At 63.3% G+C, this 21,551-nt stretch carries 16 protein-coding genes; 9 read left to right on the plus strand and 7 right to left on the minus strand.

Annotated features, from left to right (window positions below):
* Positions 1–106 precede the first annotated feature (106 nt).
* Positions 107–859, plus strand: a complete 753-nt coding sequence (locus R8871_RS24105) for a class I SAM-dependent methyltransferase (protein WP_175052722.1) — start codon at positions 107–109, stop codon at positions 857–859.
* A gap of 121 nt (positions 860–980) precedes the next feature.
* On the plus strand, positions 981–1,310 hold the full coding sequence (locus R8871_RS24110; protein ID WP_175052723.1) for a hypothetical protein: 330 nt from the start codon (positions 981–983) through the stop codon (positions 1,308–1,310).
* A gap of 55 nt (positions 1,311–1,365) precedes the next feature.
* Here the strand turns inward: R8871_RS24110 and ppc are convergent, their stop codons facing one another.
* Positions 1,366–4,560, minus strand: a complete 3,195-nt coding sequence (gene ppc / locus R8871_RS24115) for a phosphoenolpyruvate carboxylase (RefSeq protein WP_175052724.1) — start codon at positions 4,558–4,560, stop codon at positions 1,366–1,368.
* A 408-nt stretch (positions 4,561–4,968) separates the two neighbouring features.
* On the opposite strand from ppc, the gene hemC reads away from it, so the two are divergent.
* Genes hemC through R8871_RS24130 form a run of 3 tightly spaced genes read left to right on the plus strand, consistent with a single transcriptional unit; the run spans position 4,969 to position 9,187 of the window.
* Positions 4,969–5,973 (plus strand): hydroxymethylbilane synthase, encoded by a 1,005-nt coding sequence (gene hemC, locus R8871_RS24120; protein ID WP_175052725.1) that lies wholly within the window; start codon positions 4,969–4,971, stop codon positions 5,971–5,973.
* On the plus strand, positions 5,973–7,994 hold the full coding sequence (hemDX, locus tag R8871_RS24125) for a fused uroporphyrinogen-III synthase HemD/membrane protein HemX (RefSeq protein ID WP_175052726.1): 2,022 nt from the start codon (positions 5,973–5,975) through the stop codon (positions 7,992–7,994). Before hemC ends, hemDX begins: the two co-directional genes overlap by 1 nt.
* Before the next feature lie 2 nt (positions 7,995–7,996).
* Positions 7,997–9,187 (plus strand): heme biosynthesis protein HemY, encoded by a 1,191-nt coding sequence (locus R8871_RS24130; protein WP_175052727.1) that lies wholly within the window; start codon positions 7,997–7,999, stop codon positions 9,185–9,187.
* A 227-nt stretch (positions 9,188–9,414) separates the two neighbouring features.
* Here the strand turns inward: R8871_RS24130 and R8871_RS24135 are convergent, their stop codons facing one another.
* From R8871_RS24135 to R8871_RS24145, 3 genes are all read right to left on the minus strand, one after another.
* On the minus strand, positions 9,415–10,734 hold the full coding sequence (locus R8871_RS24135) for an MFS transporter (RefSeq protein WP_175052728.1): 1,320 nt from the start codon (positions 10,732–10,734) through the stop codon (positions 9,415–9,417).
* 84 nt (positions 10,735–10,818) lie between these two features.
* Complete coding sequence (locus tag R8871_RS24140) at positions 10,819–11,577, minus strand: SDR family oxidoreductase (protein ID WP_175052729.1); 759 nt, start codon at positions 11,575–11,577, stop codon at positions 10,819–10,821.
* A gap of 78 nt (positions 11,578–11,655) precedes the next feature.
* Entirely contained in the window at positions 11,656–13,095 is a 1,440-nt protein-coding gene (locus tag R8871_RS24145) for an aldehyde dehydrogenase family protein (protein WP_175052730.1), read from the minus strand.
* Between the two features lie 265 nt (positions 13,096–13,360).
* Here R8871_RS24145 and ppa point away from each other — a divergent pair, with 265 nt between their 5' ends.
* On the plus strand, positions 13,361–13,888 hold the full coding sequence (gene ppa / locus R8871_RS24150; RefSeq protein ID WP_175052731.1) for an inorganic diphosphatase: 528 nt from the start codon (positions 13,361–13,363) through the stop codon (positions 13,886–13,888).
* A 299-nt stretch (positions 13,889–14,187) separates the two neighbouring features.
* A complete protein-coding gene (locus R8871_RS24155) occupies positions 14,188–16,293 on the plus strand; it encodes an FUSC family protein (protein WP_175052732.1) in 2,106 nt (701 codons plus the stop codon).
* Here R8871_RS24155 and R8871_RS24160 read toward each other — a convergent pair.
* Both R8871_RS24160 and R8871_RS24165 read right to left on the minus strand, forming a co-directional pair.
* Positions 16,290–16,628, minus strand: a complete 339-nt coding sequence (locus R8871_RS24160; RefSeq protein ID WP_175052733.1) for a GIY-YIG nuclease family protein — start codon at positions 16,626–16,628, stop codon at positions 16,290–16,292. The genes R8871_RS24155 and R8871_RS24160 overlap by 4 nt on opposite strands.
* Positions 16,629–16,637: 9 nt before the next feature.
* On the minus strand, positions 16,638–17,807 hold the full coding sequence (locus R8871_RS24165) for a GNAT family N-acetyltransferase (protein ID WP_175052895.1): 1,170 nt from the start codon (positions 17,805–17,807) through the stop codon (positions 16,638–16,640).
* A 133-nt stretch (positions 17,808–17,940) separates the two neighbouring features.
* Here R8871_RS24165 and R8871_RS24170 point away from each other — a divergent pair, with 133 nt between their 5' ends.
* Positions 17,941–19,629 (plus strand): NAD+ synthase, encoded by a 1,689-nt coding sequence (locus R8871_RS24170; protein WP_175052734.1) that lies wholly within the window; start codon positions 17,941–17,943, stop codon positions 19,627–19,629.
* Between the two features lie 146 nt (positions 19,630–19,775).
* Positions 19,776–20,114, plus strand: coding sequence for a P-II family nitrogen regulator (glnK, locus tag R8871_RS24175; RefSeq protein WP_006048444.1), 339 nt, complete (start codon positions 19,776–19,778; stop codon positions 20,112–20,114).
* 239 nt (positions 20,115–20,353) lie between these two features.
* On the opposite strand, the gene R8871_RS24180 is transcribed toward glnK, so the two are convergent.
* On the minus strand, positions 20,354–21,481 hold the full coding sequence (locus tag R8871_RS24180) for a porin (protein ID WP_175052735.1): 1,128 nt from the start codon (positions 21,479–21,481) through the stop codon (positions 20,354–20,356).
* Positions 21,482–21,551: the final 70 nt, after the last annotated feature.

The raw sequence follows: 21,551 nt of genomic DNA on the forward strand, positions 1-21,551 counted from the left end.
CTGGTACACGGCGGGCTCTATTGTAACGACTGGAACGACGCAGCGCCGTCCAGAAAGACCCGGGCCCAAGCCCGGCGCAACCCCACGTACCTAACCGGAGCCTTCCATGAAGCATCACGATCAGGTCGCCGACGCCTTCGGCTCGACCGCCGCCGCGTATTTGACGAGTCAGACGCATGCCACCGGCGCCGATCTGCAGACGCTGGCCGAATCGATCGCCGCGACGCCGGACGCGAAGGTGCTCGATATGGGTTGTGGCGCAGGTCACGCGAGTTTTGCTGTCGCGCCGCACGCAAAAGAAGTGGTCGCGTACGACATCGCGCCGCAAATGCTCGCAACCGTTGACGGCGCGGCCAAAGATCGCGGCCTGAGCAACATCCACACGCAACAGGGTGCGGCCGAAACGCTGCCGTTCGACGATCATTCGTTCGACTGGATCATCAGCCGGATGAGCGCGCATCACTGGCACGACGTGCCGCTCGCGTTGGCCGAAGTGCGGCGCGTGTTGAAGCCGGGCGGCAAGGTGCTGTTCATCGACATCGCCGGCGCCGATCATCCGTTGCTCGACACGCATATTCAGGCAATCGAAGTATTGCGCGACGGCTCGCATATCCGCGACTACCGCGCGGACGAATGGATTGCATTGTTCGAAGCGGCCGGTTTCAAGGCATCGATTCGCGAGCGTTGGCGCATTGAAATTGAGTTCAGTTCGTGGGTGGCGCGCATGCGCACGCCGGAGCCACGCGTGGTGGCGATTCGCTCGCTGTGGAGCAACTCGCCCGATGAAGTGCGCCAGTATTTCGACGTGCAGGCAGACGGCTCGTTCAAGCTCGACGCGCTGATGATCGCTGCGCAATGAGGAAAACGCCGTAAGCCATTACTGTTCTACGGCTTCGTTGCTGAGACAAACATCCCGAAATAACGGGGCATGAACACCGTGATACGCTCCGGATTGCTTAGCTATCCGGAGTGTTATTGAAATGTTGAAACAGGTCGTGACCATCTCATTGGCAACGCTGTCTCTTTGTGCCGCAGCGGAAACCAACCAGGAGTTCTACAGCCGGAACGGCACGACGATGCCACGTGCAATCGCCTCGGATCCGAGGAGCGCACCGTACGGCTCGAAGCGGCCCACGATCACGGAAGATAGCGCTGCGGTAAGAGCGTCACAGGAGGCAAGCGGCAATCTTGACAGGAGAGCGGCGGCGGAGCAGGAGGCAATCGACCAGGCAAAGCGCACGCGTGACAACCCTGAAATCAAGTTCAACATCGCGCCGCGGGAAATGCCGAAGCCGGTCACGGCGAACTGATCCGCAACCGGCTTCAATTTCAGTGCAGGCCCGCCGGGTAGCCGCTTAGCCCGTCTTAGCCCGTATTACGCAGCCCCGCCGCAATCCCGTTGATGCTCAAATGAATCCCGCGCCGCACGCGTGCGTTGGTATCGCCCGCGCGGTGACGCTTGAGCAACTCGACCTGCAAGTGATTCAACGGATCGAGATACGGGAAGCGGTTCTTGATCGAACGCGCGAGCAGCGGATTCTCCGCGAGCCGTTCGTTCTTGCCGGTGATCTCCGACAACACCTTCGACGTCCGCTCCCATTCCGCGACGATCCGCTCGAACACATGCTTGCGCAGCTTCTTGTCCGACACGAGCTGTGCGTAGCGCGAAGCCACCGCGAGGTCGGTTTTCGCCAGCACCATGTCCATGTTGGAGAGCAGGTTCGCGAAGAACGGCCACGTCTTGTGCATTTTCTTGAGCAGCGCAAGACGGCGGGTGCGCTCGGCATCGCTCGGCGCGCTGTCCAGATGTGCGGCCACCGCGCTGCCGAAACCGTACCAGCCGGTCAGCAGCAAACGGCATTGGCCCCATGAAAAACCCCACGGAATCGCGCGCAGATCTTCGATCTTGCGTTGCTTCGGATCCTGCAATTTACGCGAAGCCGGACGGCTGCCAATGTTCAACTCGGCAATCTCCGAGATCGGCGTCGATTCGAAGAAATACTCCTTGAAACCCGGCGTTTCGTAGACCAGCGCGCGATACGACGCCATCGCCGCGTCGGACAATTGCTGCATCGTTTCTTCGAAGGCGGGCAATTGCGCGGGCGCAATGCCGTGCGGCAACAACGAGGCTTCGAGCGTCGCGGCCACCACCGTCTCCAGATTGCGCCGGCCGATTTCCGGATTGCCGAACTTGCTGGCGATCACTTCGCCTTGCTCGGTCAGGCGGATCTGGCCGTCGACGGTGCCCGGCGGTTGCGACAGAATCGCCTGATACGTCGGACCACCGCCGCGGCCTACCGTGCCTCCACGTCCGTGGAACAGGCGCAGGGTCACGCCGCGCTCATTGAACAGCGACACGAGCGCCAGCTCGGCGCGGTACAGCTCCCAGTTCGACGTCAGGAAGCCGCCGTCCTTATTGCTGTCCGAATAACCGAGCATCACTTCCTGCTCGTTGCCCTGATGTTCGATCAGTGCGTCGACGCCCGGCAGTGCGATCAGATCACGCATGATGTGCGGCGCGTTGCGCAAGTCGGGGATCGTTTCGAACAGCGGGATCACCATCAAGCCCGCGCGCGCCGGATCGTGCGCGTCGCCCAGGCGGCCGTGCAGCAGGCCGGTTTCTTTCTGCAGCAACATCACTTCGACCAGATCGCTGACGGTTTCCGTGTGCGAAATGATGTAGTTGCGCACCGCACGCGCACCGAACTTCTCGCGCGTGACGCGGGCCTCTTCGAGCACGCCGAGTTCGCTCTTCACGAGATCGGAATACTCGGCGTAGGGCAGGCGCAACGGGCGCGGCTGCGAGAGCTCGGCGAGCAGCACCTTGAGCTTGTCTTCTTCGGAGAGCGACGCGTAGTCGTCTTCCACACCCGCGCGCTTCATCAACTCGGCGATCACCGCTTCGTGGATGTCGGAGCTTTGACGCAAGTCGATGCTCGCCAGATGGAAGCCGAACACTTCGGCGGCGCGCGCGAGCGGCGACAGGCGGGGTGCCGCGAGCGGCGCGCCATGATGCTCGGCGAGCGAATCGATCAGCACGTGCAGATCGCGCACGAATTCGGCGGAGTCGCCGTACGGTATCGCGCGTATCGGCGCCGCGCCGCGGCCCGCGCTGCGCACCGGCACGCTGCCTTCACCGAGACGCACGCGCGCGCTTGCCGCGAGTCGCGTGTACATGCCGATCAACGCCCGGCGATACGGTTCGTCCGTGCGGTGCGGCGACTGGTCGGGCGAGGCGGCAGCAAGTTCTTTCAACGCGTCGCTTGCGCCCGCGAGCAGGTTCGATACCGACAACTCGGCGCCCAGCTTGTGCACCTGCTCCATATAGTGTTCGAAGATCACCGCGGCCTGGCGGGTGATCGCGTTCTCTAGCGTTTCGGCCGTGACGTTCGGGTTGCCGTCGCGGTCGCCGCCGATCCAACTGCCCATCTGGAGGAACGGCGGCAGGCGCGCGTCGATGCCGTGCTCGGTGAGCGCTTCTTCGATATCGGCGTAGAGCGCCGGGATTTCTTCGAGAAAGGTGGCGCGATAGTACGACAGCGCGTTTTCGATTTCGTCGGCCACGGAAAGGCGCGAATCGCGCAGCATGCGCGTTTGCCACAGCGACGTGACGCGTGCGCGCAGCATCGCTTCGTTATGCGCGCGCTCGCGGTCGGTCAGTTGCTGATCGCGTTCGGCGAGGAGACGCGCGACGTCGTGCTGCGCGTCGAGAATGCTCTTGCGCTGCACCTCGGTAGGGTGCGCGGTCAGGACCGGCACGATCAGCGCTTCGTTGAAGAACTGCTGCAGCACCGGTGTTGCGGCGGCGCCTGCCTCGACGAGTCGTTCGAGCGCGTGCGCCATGGTGCCCGGTTGTGATGTCGAACCGGCCAGCGCGTGAATCCGGTGACGGCGATTGCGGTGGCGGTCTTCCGCGATATTCGCAAGATGCGAAAAGTAGCTGAACGCACGCACCACGCTGACCGTTTGCTCCGGGCTCAGCGAACGTAGTTTCTTGTCGAGCGTTTGCGCGGCGGCGCTGTCGTCTTCGCGGCGAAAACGCACGGCGGTCTGGCGAATCGTCTCCACGACGTCGAATACCGCGTCGCCTTCCTGTTCGCGCAGCACGTCGCCGAGCAGGCGGCCCAGATAGCGAATGTCCTGGAACAGCGGATGGTCCTTGTCCTCCCGCGTGCGGCCGCCGCTTTTCGCGGCGGGCACGACCGTATCCGGCGAAACGGCTTGCAGCTTGGGCGCCTGAGTGGCTTCCGACGCAGCTGAGCTCGCGACTGCCTTGATCTTCGGGGACTTCGCCTTGGCCGGTTTCAGCGTCTGGGCGGCGTTAGCGGCTTGCGTCGCCTTACCTGTCCTGACGGCCTTCACTGTCTTGTCCGCCTTGGCGGGCGTGGAGGCTTTGGCGGATTTGGAGGTTTTGGCGACGTTGGCGGCCTGGCTTGCCTTGGCAGTTTTGCCGGCGCGTTGGGCCGGTGTGGACTGGGCAGCCGTTGCGGCGTCAGCCGCTTGAGCGTTGGGCGATGCAGTGTTGCGGCGGGCAGGGCGCGCCGATCCGGAAGACGTCACGATGGGTTTCCTCAGGGAAGCCAGGGTCTGTTGAGTGATGAACTGCTACTGCGGAACTGCACAAAGAGTTGCAACGTGAACTGCGCGAAACCTGGACAAACCGGTATGCGGCGATGGCAATACGCCGGAGAGGGGAGCCGCGTGCCCATTTGCATGGAGCGCACGAGGTGTGTGACGTGCGTTGCATGCACGACAGCCACGTTGCGCCGCATTGCATCATCCCGCATGCCGAGCCCCGGTGCGCGAACGACCGTGCTTGAACAGGCTGGGATGAGGCAGGCGCGCGCTGTGCGAGGCCCGTCTCCTCCATCGATACCGCGTCGGCACGGCGCTCCGCTGTGCCTTGAGACACAAGGGCGCGTGCTAACATTGATTGTTATTACATCCCGTCATTCGATCAGCAAGCTAATGAACACCGAGACGTTTTCTACGCCACCCCACACGCTTGTGATTGCGTCGCGAGAAAGCCGCCTTGCCATGTGGCAGGCGGAGCATGTGCGATGTGCGCTGCACAAATTATATCCATCTTGTGACGTAAAAATCCTCGGAATGACAACACGTGGCGATCAAATTCTCGATCGCACTTTGTCGAAGGTTGGTGGTAAGGGCCTCTTCGTCAAGGAACTGGAAGCGGCGCTGGCCGACGGCCGCGCCGACCTGGCCGTGCACTCGCTCAAAGACGTGCCCATGGAGCTGCCCGCGGGCTTTGCGCTCTCAACCATCATGGAGCGCGAAGATCCGCGCGACGCGCTGGTGTCGAACGAGTACGACTCGCTTGCAGCGCTCCCGGCCGGCGCCGTGGTCGGCACCTCCAGCCTGCGCCGCGAAGCTATGCTGCGCGTGCGTTATCCGCACCTGGTGGTGCGCCCGTTGCGCGGCAATCTGGACACCCGTCTGTCGAAACTCGATCGCGGCGACTATGCGGCGATCATTCTGGCGGCTGCCGGTTTGAAGCGTCTGGGTCTCGGCGAGCGCATCCGCGCGAATCTGGACCCGGAAGACAGCTTGCCTGCGGCAGGTCAGGGCGCGCTCGGCATCGAGATTCGCGCGGATCGCGCGGACCTCGCGGCATGGCTCGCACCGTTGCATCACGAACATACGGCAGCGGCCGTCGAAGCGGAGCGGATGGTCTCGCGCGCCCTCGGCGGCAGTTGCGAAGTGCCGCTCGCGGCCTATGCGCATTGGCACGACGGCGCGCTGCATCTGCGCGGCATCGTCGCTACGCCTGACGGCCGGCGTGTCTTGAGCGCGCAGGCATCGGCGCCGGCGCCCACTGTCGAGCGCGCTGTGGCGCTCGGCAAGGAAGTGGCGAACGCGCTCGAGCAGCAAGGTGCGATGGAAATCGTCCGCGCATTGAGCACGGCCAGCGGCCCCGCCGCCGGGTCGGCGGACAGCGCGGCGACCGGCGAGTGATGGCGGCCGATATCCCGGGCAACGCATCCTCATCCGTCGACAAGGCGGCGTACACGGTCGTGATTACGCGACCGGCCGGTCAGTCGAACGAATTAATCGCGCAACTTGCGGCAGCGGGCGTTGCCGTGCTCGACTTTCCGCTGATCGACATCGCACCTGTGACCGACGAAGCGCCGTTGCGCGCAGCGCTCGCCTCGCTGGAACGCTATGCATTGGTGGTCTTCGTCTCGCCCAACGCGGTCGATCACGCGTTTGCCAGGAGCGATGCAATCTGGCCGCATGCGCTGCCGATCGGCGTAGTCGGACCAGGCAGCGTGCAGGCGCTGGCGCGCCACGGCGTCGCGGCGCCGGCGTACACCATCATCAGCCCGCCGTCCGTCCCCGACGACGATACGGCGCGCTTCGATTCCGAAGGCCTGTTCGCGGCGATCGATACCGCGCTCGGCGCGACGAGCCTCGAAGGCAAGCGCGTCCTGATCGTGCGTGGCGACGGCGGCCGAGAATGGCTCGCTGACCGCTTGCGCGAGGCGGGCGCCGAAGTCGAAACGGTCGCGGCCTATCGCCGCCTCGTGCCGGAACCGTCGATCGGCGGCTGGGCGCGTGTGCACGCGCTGCTAGCCGGTGCGCCGCACGCCTGGCTGCTCACCAGTTCGGAGGGCGTGCGCAACCTGTACGAACTCGCGCAGGAGCATCTGACTGCCGACGAAATCACGCAACTGAAGCACGCCGATCTGGTCACGCCGCATCCCCGTATCGCGCAGACCGCGCGGGCATTGGGTTTTGATAGCATTACGGTGTCCGGCGCGGGCGATGAGCGTATTGCCCGCGCCTTGCTTGCCGCCGTCCCGACCGTTGTTCAACCGGTACCGTCCAACCCGGCTCATTCACCGGCTAAATCACGCATGACTGAAACGAACGCATCCACGAACGCTTCACCCCAGCCGGCCGCAACCACTGCGTTGCCGCCGAATCCACCCTTCACGCCCTACGAAGCGCAGCAAACGCGCCGCAGCGCGAGCGGACCGCTGCTGTGGTTTGTCGTCGTGATCATCGCTTGTGCGGCGGGGGTGGGCGGCTATGCGCTCAATCGCAAGGTGGAGCGCACCGAGCAGCAGCTCGTGCAACGCCAGCAGGCGAACGACGCGCAGACTAACGACTTGCGCGTCAAGACGGACCAGGCGCTGGCCACGGTGCATCAGTCCGACTCGCAGGTGGCGCAACTCGAAGGCAAGCTCGCCGATGCGCAGACCGCGCAGCAGGCGCTGCAACAGCAATACTCCGATCTCGCCCGCAATCGCGACGACTGGACGATGGCCGAAGTCGGCCAGATGCTGTCGGCCGCGAGCCAGCAATTGCAGCTCACCGGCAATACGCAGCTCGCGCTGTTCGCGCTGCAAAGCGCGGACACGCGTCTCGCCGCGTCGGATAGCCCGCAGGCCGTGACCGTGCGCAAGGCGATCGCGCAAGACATCGACAAGCTGAAGGCCGCGCCGTCCACGGATCTGACGGGTATGGCGATCAAGCTCGACAACGCGATCGACCAGGTCGACAACCTGCCGCTCTCCGGCGAAGCCCCGATTGCCCACGCTACGCCGAAGGCCGCCACGTGGGCGGATACGGCGAAGGTGGCGGCGGCCACGGGCGAGCCGCGTTGGAAAGTGTGGTGGCGTGAAGTCACGACGGGCATTGGTCAGCAACTCACCAGTCTCGTGCAGGTGCGCCGAATCGACAATGCCGACGCCATGCTCGTCACGCCCGATCAAGGCTATTTCGTACGCGAAAATCTGAAGCTTCGTTTGCTGTCGGCGCGGCTGGCGCTGCTCTCGCGCAACCAGACCACGCTGAAGTCGGACCTGCAGGCGGCGCAGGCTGCGCTCACGCGCTACTTCGACAACACGTCGAAGAAAACGCAGACCGTAGTCGATCTGGTCAAGCAGGTGGATGCGGGCTCGGCCGCGGTTGAGTTGCCGAATCTGAACACCAGCCTGCAGGCCGTCAATCAATACCGGAGCCGAGGTTAATCATGGCAATCCGGGGACTTCTATGGCTCGCGTTGCTGTTCGCCGTCGCGGTGGTGCTGGCGGTGGTCGGACGCTTCGATATGGGGCAGGTGCTGCTGATCTATCCGCCGTACCGTGTCGACATCTCGCTGAATCTGTTTGTGGTCGGGCTGGTGGTGCTGTTCATCCTGCTGTACGCGCTGCTGCGCATCGTGCGCAACATCTGGCGCATGCCGCAACGCGTGGCTGCCTACCGTGCGCGCTCGCGTGTCGCGAAGGCGCACGCTGCATTGCGTGACGCGATCGGCAATCTGTACGCCGGGCGTTTCTCGCGCGCGGAAAAGGCCGCGAAAGATTCGCTCACGAATGGCGACAACAAGGGCGCGGCCGGTTTGATCGCGGCTACCGCGGCGCACCGCATGCATGAATATGCGCGGCGCGACGAGTGGCTCGCCCAGATCGACGAAGCCGACTGGCAGGACGCCCGTCTGATGGCCACCGCGGACATGCGTGCCGACGGCCGCGACGCGGACGGCGCACTCGCCGCGCTGACTGAAATGCAGTCGCAGGGCGCTCGGCGGATCCACGCGCAGCAGATCACGTTGCGTGCGCAACAGCAATTGAAGAACTGGGGCGAAGTGCTCAAGCTCGTCAAAACGCTGGAAAAACGCGAGGCGATCCATCCGGCAGTGGCGGTGCGTTTGCGCCAGCTTGCGGCGGAAAACCTGCTGCGCGACCGGCGTCATAACGCCGATGCGCTGCTGGAGTTGTGGAATTCGCTGTCGGCGACCGAGCGTCATTCGCCGCGTCTCGCCGATCTCGCCGCTGAACTGCTGGTAGCGCTGAATCGTCCGCAGGAAGCGCGCAAGATCGTCGAAGAAGCGCTGGCGCAGAACTGGGACGCGCGTCTGCTGCGCCGTTATCCGGACACGACGGGCGGCGACGCGTTGCCGCTGATCCAGAAGGCCGAAGGCTGGCAAAAGGATCGCCCGGAAGATGCGGACTTGATGTTTGCGTTGGGCCGTTTGTGCCTGCATCAGCAGTTGTGGGGCAAGGCGCAGTCGTTCCTCGAGCGTGCACTGAAACTGGCCGACAACGAGACGCTGAAAATTCGTTCGCATCGCGCGTTGGCGCGTTTGCATGAACAGATCGGCGATTCCGCCAAAGCGAGCGAGCACTATCGCGAGAGCGCGTTGGCGATGAATATCGTTTGATGCGTTGAGCGCTGCGGCACTTGTTTGATTGGGCGCTGCAGTAGATAAAAAAAGCCCCCGGCTTCGATGGATGCCGGGGGCTTTTTCGTTGGTGGCGCGACGCGTGACGCGCATTGCGTGAAACGTCAGCCGGGGCTCGTGCCCCGCAACTCATGACTCATGACTCAAGCCTCGTAACGAGCGGTGTTTGACGGCGCTTCCAGCCTCACGTCACGAAGCGAGCCGCCTCATTTATTGACCATCTTCGCCGGCACACTGATCGCCAGCAGGCCGCCGAGGATCATGAATGCCGCCAGCATATACATGCCAGAGTCGTTCGCGGCAGTGGCCTGCTTCAGCCAGCCGACCGCGTACGGGCTGAGAAAGCCCGCGAGATTGCCGATCGAGTTGATCATCGCGATGCCGGCGGCCGCGCCCGTGCCGGCGAGGATCGCCGTCGGCAAACTCCAGAACAGCGGCAGGGTGGTCAGAATGCCCATGGTCGCGAGCGTGAGCGAGGCCATCGCCAGCACCGTGTTGTGCGCCCACACCACGGAGAGCACGAGGCCGATCGCCCCGGCGAAGGCCGGCAATGCGATATGCCAGCGCCGCTCGCGTTTGCGGTCCGCGCTGCGCGACACGAACACCATTGCGACTACCGCCGCGGCAAACGGAATCGCAGACAGGATGCCGATCATGAATGCGTCCGTCACACCGGTCGCCTTGATAATGGTCGGAAGCCAGAAGCTCACGCCATAGAGGCCCATCACGAACGAGAAGTACGTGAGGCTCAGCATCAGCACGCGGCCGCTCGAGAGCACCTGACGAATCGGCATATCGTGCTTGGTGGCTTCTTCAGCCGACACCTGGCGCTCGAGCAGTTCCTTCTCTTCCGCGGTGAGCCACTTCGCCTTCGAGACGCGGTCGTCGAGCATCACGAACACCAGGACCCCGACGATCACCGACGGAATCCCTTCGAGCAGAAACAGCCACTGCCAGCCGTGCCAGCCGTTCATGCCGTTGAAGCTCTTCAGGATGTAGCCCGACACCGGGCCGCCGATCACGCCGGACAACGCGATTGCCGTCATGAACCAGGTGGTCATGCGGCCACGGCGGTGCGCCGGATACCAGTACGTGAGATACAGGATGATGCCGGGGAAGAAGCCCGCTTCGGCGAGACCGAGCAGGAAGCGCATCACGTAGAACATGGCCGGCGTGGTGACGAACATGGTCAGCATCGAGATCACGCCCCACGACACCATGATCCGCGCGATCCACACCCGCGCACCCACTTTGTGCAGGATCACGTTGCTCGGAATTTCGAAGATGAAATAGCCGACGAAGAAAATCCCCGCGCCGAAACCATAGACCGCGTCGCTCAAGCCCAGGTCGGTGGTCATCTGCAGCTTGGCGAAGCCGACGTTGACGCGGTCGAGATACGCGACCACGTAGCAGAGCATCAGGAGCGGCGCGAGCCGCCAGCTGACTTTGCGATAGGTCGCTTCTTCGAACGTGGAAGGTGGCGCCCCCGCGCCGGGATGGTGGAGCGGATTTGCGGGACTAGCCATGGTGTCTCCTTTTTTCTTGTGGAAATGAAGTACCGCCGTCGATCGCGATTCTAGCCGTGCTGGGCGATTTGCCTGACATGGCGTTTACACGCAGCGCCCGCCGTCCACTTCGAGGCACACGCCGGTGATGAACTCGGCCTCGTCCGAGGCGAGATAGAGCGCCGCGTTGGCGATATCCTGCGGCGTCGAGAAACGCCCGAGCGGAATGCCGGCGAGAAAGCGCTTGCGGTTCTCCGGCGTATCTTCGACCCCCATGAATTCGGTCAGCAGCGCCGTCTCGCCCATCACAGGATTTACGCAGTTCACCCGGATGCGGTCCGGGCCCAGTTCGACGGCAAGCGACTTGCTGGCGATGATCACCGCGCCCTTGCTGCCGTTGTACCAGACGAGCCCTGGGCGCGGCCGCACGCCCGCCGTCGAGGCGATATTGATGAAAACACCGCCGCCTTGCTGGCGGAAATACGGCACGAATTCCTGCACGCTCCAGTAGATGCTTTTGACGTTCACTGCATAGACGCGGTCGAACTCGGCTTCCGTCACGTCGAGCACCGGTTTGTTGCGATGCGTGGTGCCGGCATTGTTGACGACGATCTGCACGCTGCCGAAGTCTTCGAGTGCGGCCTCGCGCAGTTTTTGCCAATCTTCTCGTAGCGCAACGTTGCCGGCCACCGCGATCGCCTTGCCGCCGGCGATGGCGATTTCGCTCGCCACGCGTTCAGCCGCGGCGCCATTCAGATCGTTGACCACCACGTTCGCACCTTCGCGCGCGTAGGTCTTCGCGATGCCTTCGCCGAAACCCGAGCCGCCACCCGTGACGATGGCTGTTTTACCTGTCAACCGCATGATGTCTCCGTTGTTTGTTGTGGATGGTGATGCTTTGACTAATTTCGCTGCGAATTCAACCGCGTTAACTCAGCCTGCCTAACCATGACGGATCGCGATGGTTTTCAACACCGTGAAGCCATACAGCGCTTCGAAACCCTTTTCACGGCCGTGGCCCGAATGCTTCACGCCGCCGAACGGCAATTCGACGCCGCCGCCCGCGCCATAGTTGTTGATGAACACCTGGCCGGAGCGCAGGCGCCGCGCAAGACGCATCTGACGGGCGCCGTCGCGCGTCCAGATACCCGCGACCAGGCCGTACTGTGTGCCATTGGCGAGCGAAAGCGCCTCGTCTTCGTCGGCGAACGACATCGCGGCGAGGACGGGGCCGAACACTTCGTCGCGCGCGAGACGGTGGCTTGCGGGCACGTCGCGCAGCAGGGTGGGCGCCTGATAGAAGCCGCTTTCGGGCGCTTCGGGGATGACTTCGCCGTGGGCCGCCATCGGGATGCCGTCGTGTTGAGCGTCGGAGAGGAAATCCCACACACGCTGTTGCTGCTTCGCATTGATCAGCGGACCGCAATCGAGATCAGCGTGCGACGGCCCGACCCGCAGCGCGTGGAACGCGCCGCTCAGCCGGTCGAGCAACGGCTCGTAAATCGCCCGGTCGATCAGCACGCGGCTGCCCGCCGAACAGGTTTGCCCGGCGTTCTGCACGATCGCCGATACCAGCACGGGCAGCGCTGCGTCGAGATCCGCATCGGCGAACACGATTTGCGGCGATTTGCCGCCCAGTTCCAGCGTGACCGGCACGTGGTTCTCCGCGGCCATTTGCGTGACGAGTTTGCCGGTTTCGGGCGAGCCGGTGAACGAAATGTGATCGATGCCGGGATGACGCGCGAGCGCCGCGCCCGCTTCATGCCCATAACCGGTGACGATATTCAGCGCGCCCGCCGGCAAACCCGCCTCGGCCGCCAGTTCGGCGACGCGCAAGACCGAGAGGCACGCGTCTTCCGCCGGCTTGACGACGCACGCATTGCCGGTGGCGAGCGCCGCGCCGACGCTGCGGCCGAAGATCTGCATCGGATAGTTCCACGGCACGATATGGCCGGTGACGCCGTGCGGCTCGCGGATCGTCAGCACCGTGTAGCCGGCCTGGTAGGGCAGCGTTTCGCCGTGCAGCTTGTCCGCCGCGCCGGCGTAAAACTCGAAATAGCGCGCGAGCGCGGCCGAATCGGCGCGCGCCTGTTTGAGCGGCTTGCCGGTGTCGCGGGCTTCGAGTTGCGCGAGTTCTTCCTGATGGATGGCCACCAGCATCGACAGCCGGTACAGCACGCGGCCGCGTTCGGCGGCGCTTGCTGCGCCCCATGCGCCTTCGAAGGCGCGGCGGGCGGCATGGACGGCGGCGTCGATATCCGCCGCGGTGCCACGAGCCAGCAGAGTGAACGGCTGGCCGTCCGAGGGGTCGAGCACGGCGATCGTTTCGCCACCTGATGCAGCGGACCATTCGCCGCCGATGAAATGCCGGGCTTCTTCCATGCATGCTCCTTGAGGTGTCACGCAGCCATGATTCAAGCCGTGCTTCAGGCCGAGGTCAGATACGCGGTGTTCACAAACGAGAGGCACAATCGGGGAACGCCAGACGATTATCGCGCCGATCCAACCAGAGGTGCCATCGGCCGATTGGCTATAATGGCGTATTCCGTACTGTCCGGCCGTAGCGCCTCGGGCTGGCGAGTTTCACGCCGCTCGAGTTCACGCGCCGCACGCCGTGTTCCGAATTCCATCTGATCAGAGAGCGCTCATGAGCTTCAATAACGTCCCCGCAGGCAAAGACCTTCCGCAAGATTTCAACGTCATCATCGAAATCCCGGCGCAAAGCGATCCGGTGAAGTACGAAGCTGACAAGGAAACGGGTCTGCTCCACGTCGACCGTTTCATCGGCACGGGCATGCGCTATCCGGCGAACTACGGCTACATTCCGCAAACGCTGTCGGGCGACGGCGACCCGGTCGACGTGCTGGTGATCACGCCGTTCCCGCTGCTGGCCGGCTCGGTGGTCCGCGCACGCGCACTCGGCATGCTGCAAATGACCGACGAATCGGGCGTCGACGCCAAGCTGGTCGCCGTCGCGCATGACAAGGTCTGCCCGATGACCGCCGATCTCAAGTCGATCGACGACGTTCCGGCGTACCTGAAAGACCAGATCAAGCACTTCTTCGAGCAATACAAGGCGCTGGAAAAGGGCAAGTGGGTGAAGGTCGAAGGTTGGGCGGGCATCGAAGCCGCACACAAGGAAATCACCGAAGGCGTGGCGAACTTCAAGAAGTAAGCTGCCTTACATCGGTACTTGATGAAAAAACCGCGTGAGCCTGCAAGGGCCACGCGGTTTTTTCATGGGCGGCGTTTTCAGCGATTCCGCGCCCTACCCAGCGGGTCTTGCCGTCAGCGTGCCTGTCTGGCCGGGCGTTGCGGCGCATAGACACAACGCATCGAACGGATGAACCGAAGGCATTTTTATATATGAGTGTTAACCCTTATCATTCGGCGGCCGCGGCAGGTTTTCCGTCGTCGGCGTATTAATGCGCTGAGGTAGCGCCAACGTGCGTTTTTTGGAAGCCCACCGTCCGGATGCTGAATCGCAAGTCCAACCCTTCGTCGTTGCGCTGGCCGAGCCGCCTGTACGCGAGCCTGTACGCGCTCGTCACCGCGGTCTACCGCAAACGGCCGGTATGGATGGTGTCGTTTTCGACGAGCGAGGCCAATCTGTCGGAAGGGCTGAGAGCGGCCTGCGCATCCACCGCCATGCTGGTGCTCGGCAATCTGCTGCACGATCCGGTATTTGCATGGGCCGCGATCGGCGCTTTCTGGACCTGTCTCGCGGATGCGGCGGGCTCGAATCGCGCGCGCTTCGCCTCGATGATGGGCTTCGCGCTGCTGTCCACCGTGTGCGGCGGCGTGACCGCCTTCGCGTCGGGCGAGGGGACAGTGTTCGCCGCGCTAGCCATTCTGATATTCACGACGCTCGGCGCGTTCGGCAGGATCTGGGGCGCCGCGACGTCACAGGTGACGATTCTCGCGGCGACCGCCTGCGTGGTGATGGTCGACCGGCCGATGCACAACGTTCGCGAAGGGGCGGCCTTTCTCGGCGTCTATCTGGCCGGATGCCTGTTCGCCGTTGTGCTGAGCTTGACCGTCTGGCGCATTCATCCGTTCGGCACGAGCCGCGCTTCGCTGCGTGCGGTGTATCTGCGTCTTGCTGATATCGCCCTCGACAGCGCGCGCCTGCTCGAAGAGCGCGCAGCGCCTGGCGAGTGGGCCACGCATGCCGCGAAATTTCGCGCCGATGCGCGCGCTGCGCTGGAGCGCTCGCGCAAGGCGCTGGCGAACGTGCCGGGCTCGAGAACGGCCGGCCGGGAAGACTACGACAATTTGCTCGCCCTCCTGACTGAGAGTGAAGCGCTCTTTGCTTACCTGATTGCGGTCACCGGCGCCTGCGAAAAAACCCCGGAAGACGCACGTCGCGCGAGACGCGCGGCGCGGCTGCTGATCGGGCTCGGCGAGGTTCTGCGAAGAATCGGCACAGCCACCAACGACGCGCAATGGAACCGTCTCGCTGATCTGCAAGCCCGTTTGCGGCGCCTCGCGCGGCGACTCGAATCTGCGCTGATGGAACCTGTGACATTGAAGTTCGACTTCGAACTGGTCGATTTCGCGCCGACGACTGCCCAGCCGCTCGGGTGGTCGGACAGTGCCGCGAGACTGCTGACGCGGACGTGGTCGACCCTCAAGGCAAACTTTTCCGTTCAGTCGGTCGGCTTGCGCCACGCCGCCCGCGTGGGCGTCACGACCACGGCGGGTTTTCTGGTCATCCGGGCGCTCGGGCTTCCCTTCGGCTACTGGGCAACCATGGCGACGCTGCTGATCCTGCAACCGTCCATTGCCGCGACCTGGCCGCGGAGTATCGAGCGCGCTGCCGGGAGCATCGTCGGTGGTCTGCTGGCGGCGGTGATTGGCTATGCGATTCATTCGCCTCTGGGCATTTCGCTGGCGGTGTTTCCGCTCGTGGTGGCCACGATGGCGCTGCGTCCTGTCAGCTACAGCCTCTTCGTACTTTTCCTGACGCCGACCTTCGTGCTCGTAGCCGACTTCGCGACGCCCGGCGCCAGCGAATTCGCTTTCGCGCTCACGCGGCTCGGCAACAACGTACTCGGTTGTGTATTGGCGCTGCTGGCCACGTTCTATCTGTGGCCGACGCGGGAAAAGGTCGACTATCGCGCCTATCTGAGCGACGCGGTGCGGGCCAATCTTGCGTATCTGAGGGCGGCACTGGAGTCGCCGGACCGAAGCGAGAAAGACATGGAGCGCCTGCGCCGGGCGGCGGGTTTGGGCAGCAATAACGCCGAGGAGGCCATCGGCCGCATTCGCCTCGAAAAGCTCGAGGACTCAATGGTCGACACGGTGACGCTGACAGTGCTGAGCGTGTTGCGAAAAATGGCGGGAACGGCGACCCAACTGCGCTTAAGTACTAACCGGCGCAGCATGCACGATGATCTCGGCGCATGGATCGACACCACGAGTGCGGACATCGACGCGGCTTTGAACAGGACGTTGCGGCCGATTCGGCACGACCTTCCCCCGCGGGAGCGGTTGACGTCGCTCGAGGCGGACGCAGTGGGTGAAATCGCGCTGATGCATCGGCTGCTGACCGAGCGGATGCGTGAGGCGAGAGGTTAGGTGGAGGGTGGCTCGTCTGCGGCAACCGGCTCTGGTTCTGGGTCGGGCTCTGGATCGGGCACGGGTGCGGGCAGCACCGATTCGAGCGTGCGCAATCCTGCTCCTAGCGCACGCTTTTCGGCCGGCGGTAAACGCTTGACCCAATACTCGGCGCGCGAAGCGCTTGACCGGTCGGCCAACTCAAACGACACCAGCACCTGCACCGGCTTGCGCGAACGCGTATAGCGCGCGCCTTCACCGCTCACATGTTTGTCGAAGCGCGCCTGCACATCGGTGGCAATGCCGGTATAGACGCTGCCGTCCGAGCATTCGAGCAGATACAGAAACCACGCCATGGGGATGCTTCAGCCTTTGAACGGATTGTGTTCGCGCAGCTCGTCCACATACGCGTGGATGCTGTTCTTTTCGTTGTCGAGGAAGTGGCCGACCGCATCGGCGAAGGCCGGATGCGCGAGCCAATGCGCCGAGCGTGTCACAGTCGGCAAAAAACCGCGCGCCATTTTATGCTCGCCCTGGGCGCCGCCTTCGAACGCGCCGAGCTTTTCTTCGATGCAGAATTCGAGCGGCTGGTAGTACGCGGTTTCGAAGTGCAGGCAGGGCACGTGTTCCAACGCGCCCCAGTAACGGCCATAGAGCGTGCCGCCGGTTTTCCCGTCGCGCTGATAGACCACGAGCGAGCTGGCAATCGGCTTGCCTTCGTATTCGGCGATCACCAGCAGCAGATTTTCCGGCATCGACGCGCCGATCATCCGGAAGAAATCGAGGTTCAGATACGGACTCGAAAAGTGCTCGCGGTAGGTCTGCCGATAACACTTGCTGAAGAATCGCCAGTCGGCGTCCTGGATATCTTCGCCGCGAATCCGGCGCATCGTCACGCCGGCTTCCTGCACCTTGCGACGCTCCGCGCGGATGTTCTTGCGCTTCTTCTGTTCGAGCGTGGAGAGGAAATCGTCGAAGTCGCGATAGCCGTCATTCAGCCAGTGAAACTGCACGCCTTCGCGCTGCATCATGCCCATGTCGGTCAGCGCGTTTGCCTCCGTTTCGGTCGGAAACAGCACGTGCAGCGACGACACGTCCGCCTGCTCGGCGAACGCCATCAGCGTCGCGGCCAGATGCCGGAGCGCATGCGTATCCGCCGATAACAGCCGGTTGCCCTGCACTGGGGTGAATGGCACGGCGCACAGCAGCTTGGGGTAATACGGCAGACCGTTGCGTTTGTACGCGTCGGCCCAGGCCCAATCGAAGACATATTCGCCGTACGAGTGTCCCTTCAGATACACGGGCGCGGCGGCCGCGAGCTTGTCCGTGCGCGGGTCGGTGAGCGTGACGAATTGCGGCGCCCAGCCGGTATCGGCGACCGCGCAACGGGTCGCGTGCAGTGCGCTCAAGAACTCGTGCCGCAGAAACGGCGTGGGCTGCGCTTGCTGGGCGAGGAGGGCATTCCATTCTGCGGCGTCCACCTCGGAGGGCGACGCCAGAATGCCCGTGCGATAATCAAAGCGTTCCTGGTTCAATCTGTGTGACTGTTCCCAATGAGCGACGCGCAGCATGTAGCGGTGCGTCGTTCGTTTATCCGATTTGTCCGTTGCCGTCGAGCTAACCAGCCGCGGTACTCGCAAGCCGTCTGGCTTGCCTGTCGATCCTGCCATGAAGACCCGAATCGCTCTTGCTCAAATCAATGTCACCGTCGGCGACTTCGCCGGCAACGTCGCGAAGATTGTCGCTGCCGCGCGCGCCGCGCACAACGATGGTGCGAAGCTGCTGATTGCGCCTGAACTCGCGCTCTCCGGCTATCCGCCCGAAGATCTGCTGCTGCGTCCCGCGTTTTACACCGCGAGTGCGGCGGCGCTCGCCGATCTGGCCGCGCAACTGAAGCCCTTCGCCGGTTTGCATGTGATCGTCGGCCATCCGCTTCGGGATGTAGCGCACGGCCATGGTAATGCAAACGCGCCGATCGAGCGCGGCGTCCCGCCGGTCGATACCTTCAACGCGGCCTCGCTGATCGTCGACGGGGAAGTGGCCGGCACCTATCGCAAGCAGGATTTGCCCAACACCGAGGTGTTCGACGAGAAGCGTTACTTCGCTTCCGACCCGAAACCGTTCGTGTTCGAACTGGACGGCGTGAAGTATGGCGTGGTGATTTGCGAGGACGCGTGGCACGCGTCGGCCGCGCAAATGGCAAAGGCGGCAGGCGCACAAGTGCTGCTGATTCCGAACGGCTCGCCGTATCACCTGAACAAGGAAGCGGTGCGCTTCGACATTTTGCGCGCGCGGATTCGCGAGACCGGCTTGCCCATGGTCTACGTGAACATGGTCGGCGCGCAGGACGAACTGGTGTTCGACGGCGGCTCGTTCGTGCTAGATGAACAGGGCGACCTGGTCGCAAAGATGGCGCAGTTCGAAGAAGGCAACGCGATTGTCGAGTTCGACGGCGCCAAGCCGGTGCCCACGGCAATCGCGCCGGAGCTCTCGCTCGAAGCGCAGGTGTATGCCGCGCTCGTGATGGGCGTGCGCGACTACATCAACAAGAACGGCTTTCCGGGCGCGCTGATCGGCCTGTCGGGCGGCGTGGATTCGGCGCTGGTGCTGGCTGTCGCGTGCGATGCGCTGGGCGCCGACCGCGTGCGCGCGGTGATGATGCCGTCGCGCTACACCGCGGACATTTCAACCACCGACGCCGCCGAGATGGCGCGCCGCGTCGGCGTGCGCTACGACGAAATCGCGATCGCGCCGATGTTCGACGCGTTCCGCGGCTCGCTCGCCGAGGAATTTGCCGGCCGCGCCGAAGACGCCACCGAAGAAAACATTCAGGCGCGCATTCGCGGCACCTTGCTGATGGCGCTGTCGAACAAGTTTGGCTCGATCGTGCTGACCACCGGCAACAAGAGTGAGATGGCGGTGGGCTACTGCACGTTGTACGGCGACATGGCCGGCGGTTTCGCGGTTATTAAGGACATCGCCAAGACGCTGGTCTACAAGCTGTGCCACTACCGCAATCAGGCCACCACCTTCAGCAAGCAGAACGTGATCCCCGAGCGGATTCTGACGCGCGCGCCGTCGGCTGAGTTGCGCGACAACCAGACCGATCAGGACAGCTTGCCGCCGTACGAAGTGCTCGACGCGATCATGCGCATGTACATGGAAGAGGACCGCTCGCTGGCCGAAATTATCGCGGCGGGCTACGCGGTAGAAGACGTGAAGCGCGTCACGCGCCTCATCAAGATCAACGAATACAAACGCCGTCAGGCGCCGATCGGCATTCGCGTCACGCATCGCGCGTTCGGCCGCGACTGGCGTTATCCGATTACGTCGCGCTATACCGAGCCGGTGGAGTGATCTCCAGGCGAACGGCTGCGGACTTACTGACTTACCCCATAGCAGACCAGAAGCACGCGCCGGATTGCCGCAACGCATCCGGCGCGGCGTAGAATAAAAATCATCCATTTCCCTTTCAACCTTCCAATCACGAGATGAGGTCCGCCATGAAGCGCATCACTGCAGTCATCAAACCGTTCAAACTCGACGAAGTGCGCGAGGCGCTTGCTGAAGTCGGCCTCACGGGGTTGACCGTGACGGAAGTCAAAGGCTTCGGTCGGCAAAAAGGCCACACCGAGCTCTATCGTGGTGCAGAGTACGTGGTCGATTTTCTGCCGAAAGTGAAGATCGAAGTCGTGGTTGCGGACAACCAGTGCGATCAGGTGATCGACGCGATCATCGGTGCGGCGCGCACGGGCAAGATCGGCGACGGCAAGATCTTCGTCGCGGACGTGGAGCGTGTGATCCGCATTCGCACGGGTGAGGAGAACGAAGCGGCAGTTTGAGCGGTTCGACTCGCACTGTTGAAACGCAGAGTTAAAGCGCCGGTATTGACATCCGCGGCACGCACGCACCGATCAGGTGCGCCGGGGCAGTGGTAAAACCGTGCGCGCAAATAAAAAACGGTGCGATACCCTTTCGGACATCGCACCGATACGCGCCTCTCGCAGCAGCGTGAAAAAGATTCTCTTGAAGAACTTGTTGCTACGCCCCGAAGGAACTCCCCTCGGGGCACACTGTTCGATTAGAACGAGTGTTGAATACCTGCGTACACGCCGGTCTGGCTGTGACCCGGCAGCGGGTTCTCGTCGTACGAGCCTGCAGGCGACACATTCGGGTTGCCCGTACCACCAACACCTGCGGTGTTCGCGTCGAGGCCGAAGTTAGCCGTCTTGCTGTTACGTACCGTTGCAACCTGGATGTCCAGCAACGTGCGCTTGGACAGGTTGTACGAACCGCCGATCGTGTAGATCGTTGCGTTACCCGCGCCCTTGTTCGCGTTCACGTGATAGACCGCTGCGATCAGTGCGGCAGCCGGCGTGGCTTGCCACGTCACGCCACCCCATTCGTGATCGAGCGAGGTCGGTGCTGCGCCTGCTGCGGTGGCTGCGGCCGACGTGCGGATCGCCTGGTACGCGCCCTGGATCTTGAACTGACCGAGGAACACGTTGACTGCGCCCGTGTATTCACGCGAGAAGTTGAACGGGTCGGTGAATTGACCGTTTGCGCTGTTGCGGATTTCGTCGTACATACCGCGCAACTGGAACAGCGAGGAGGTGTACGTGAGTTGCAGACCGGCTTCGCGGCCTTGCGGCGTCGTGCCGTTACCGTTCCAGTTCGTTGCGTTCGACAGGGCGTACTGGCCGTACACGTCAAAGCCGTAGAGCTTCGGCGACTGGTACGAAATGTTGTTGCTCGATTGCGGCCAGTTGCGGCCACGCACCAGCGAAGCCGACGACCAGTTCGATTGACCGAACGGGTCGAAGTCCCACACGCCGTTCGAGATGAACAGTTCGCGACCCAACAGCAACGTACCGTATGCGTCGTTCGACATACCGACCGTTGCCCAACGATTGAAGAGACCGCCGCCGCCAGGACCCTGACCGTTCATGGTGTTGAACGAACCTTCCAACTGGAACAGGACCTTGTTGCCGCCGCCGATGTCTTCGACGCCCTTCATGCCCCACAAGCTCGTACCCCAGTCACCGCTTTCCGCACGGAAGCGCGACGTGGAACCGGTATAGCTGTTGTTCGGAAGGCCGCTGATGTACTCCAGGCCAGCGTCAAGGCGGCCGTACAGCGTCACGCTGCTTTGGGCGTGCGCAACTACACCGGCTGTCATCAACGCAGCGGCGAGCAAAGCTTTCTTCATCTTCTCCTCCATACCCTGTCAAAAAGTGAAACCTAGTACTGCGAATGGTGTTCGGACGCAAGCGCGCCGA

It is taken from the genome of Paraburkholderia sediminicola (genome assembly GCF_902859805.1).
Classification (GTDB): Bacteria; Pseudomonadota; Gammaproteobacteria; order Burkholderiales; family Burkholderiaceae; genus Paraburkholderia; species Paraburkholderia sediminicola.

Coding starts and splice junctions, on each gene's coding strand:
- R8871_RS24105 (WP_175052722.1), top strand. CDS start 107: ATGAAGCATCACGATCAGGTCGCCGACGCCTTCGGCTCGACCGCCGCC.
- R8871_RS24110 (WP_175052723.1), top strand. CDS start 981: ATGTTGAAACAGGTCGTGACCATCTCATTGGCAACGCTGTCTCTTTGT.
- hemC (WP_175052725.1), top strand. CDS start 4,969: ATGAACACCGAGACGTTTTCTACGCCACCCCACACGCTTGTGATTGCG.
- hemDX (WP_175052726.1), top strand. CDS start 5,973: ATGGCGGCCGATATCCCGGGCAACGCATCCTCATCCGTCGACAAGGCG.
- R8871_RS24130 (WP_175052727.1), top strand. CDS start 7,997: ATGGCAATCCGGGGACTTCTATGGCTCGCGTTGCTGTTCGCCGTCGCG.
- R8871_RS24135 (WP_175052728.1), bottom strand. CDS start 10,734: ATGGCTAGTCCCGCAAATCCGCTCCACCATCCCGGCGCGGGGGCGCCA.
- R8871_RS24140 (WP_175052729.1), bottom strand. CDS start 11,577: ATGCGGTTGACAGGTAAAACAGCCATCGTCACGGGTGGCGGCTCGGGT.
- R8871_RS24145 (WP_175052730.1), bottom strand. CDS start 13,095: ATGGAAGAAGCCCGGCATTTCATCGGCGGCGAATGGTCCGCTGCATCA.
- ppa (WP_175052731.1), top strand. CDS start 13,361: ATGAGCTTCAATAACGTCCCCGCAGGCAAAGACCTTCCGCAAGATTTC.
- R8871_RS24155 (WP_175052732.1), top strand. CDS start 14,188: ATGCTGAATCGCAAGTCCAACCCTTCGTCGTTGCGCTGGCCGAGCCGC.
- R8871_RS24160 (WP_175052733.1), bottom strand. CDS start 16,628: ATGGCGTGGTTTCTGTATCTGCTCGAATGCTCGGACGGCAGCGTCTAT.
- R8871_RS24170 (WP_175052734.1), top strand. CDS start 17,941: ATGAAGACCCGAATCGCTCTTGCTCAAATCAATGTCACCGTCGGCGAC.
- glnK (WP_006048444.1), top strand. CDS start 19,776: ATGAAGCGCATCACTGCAGTCATCAAACCGTTCAAACTCGACGAAGTG.
- R8871_RS24180 (WP_175052735.1), bottom strand. CDS start 21,481: ATGAAGAAAGCTTTGCTCGCCGCTGCGTTGATGACAGCCGGTGTAGTT.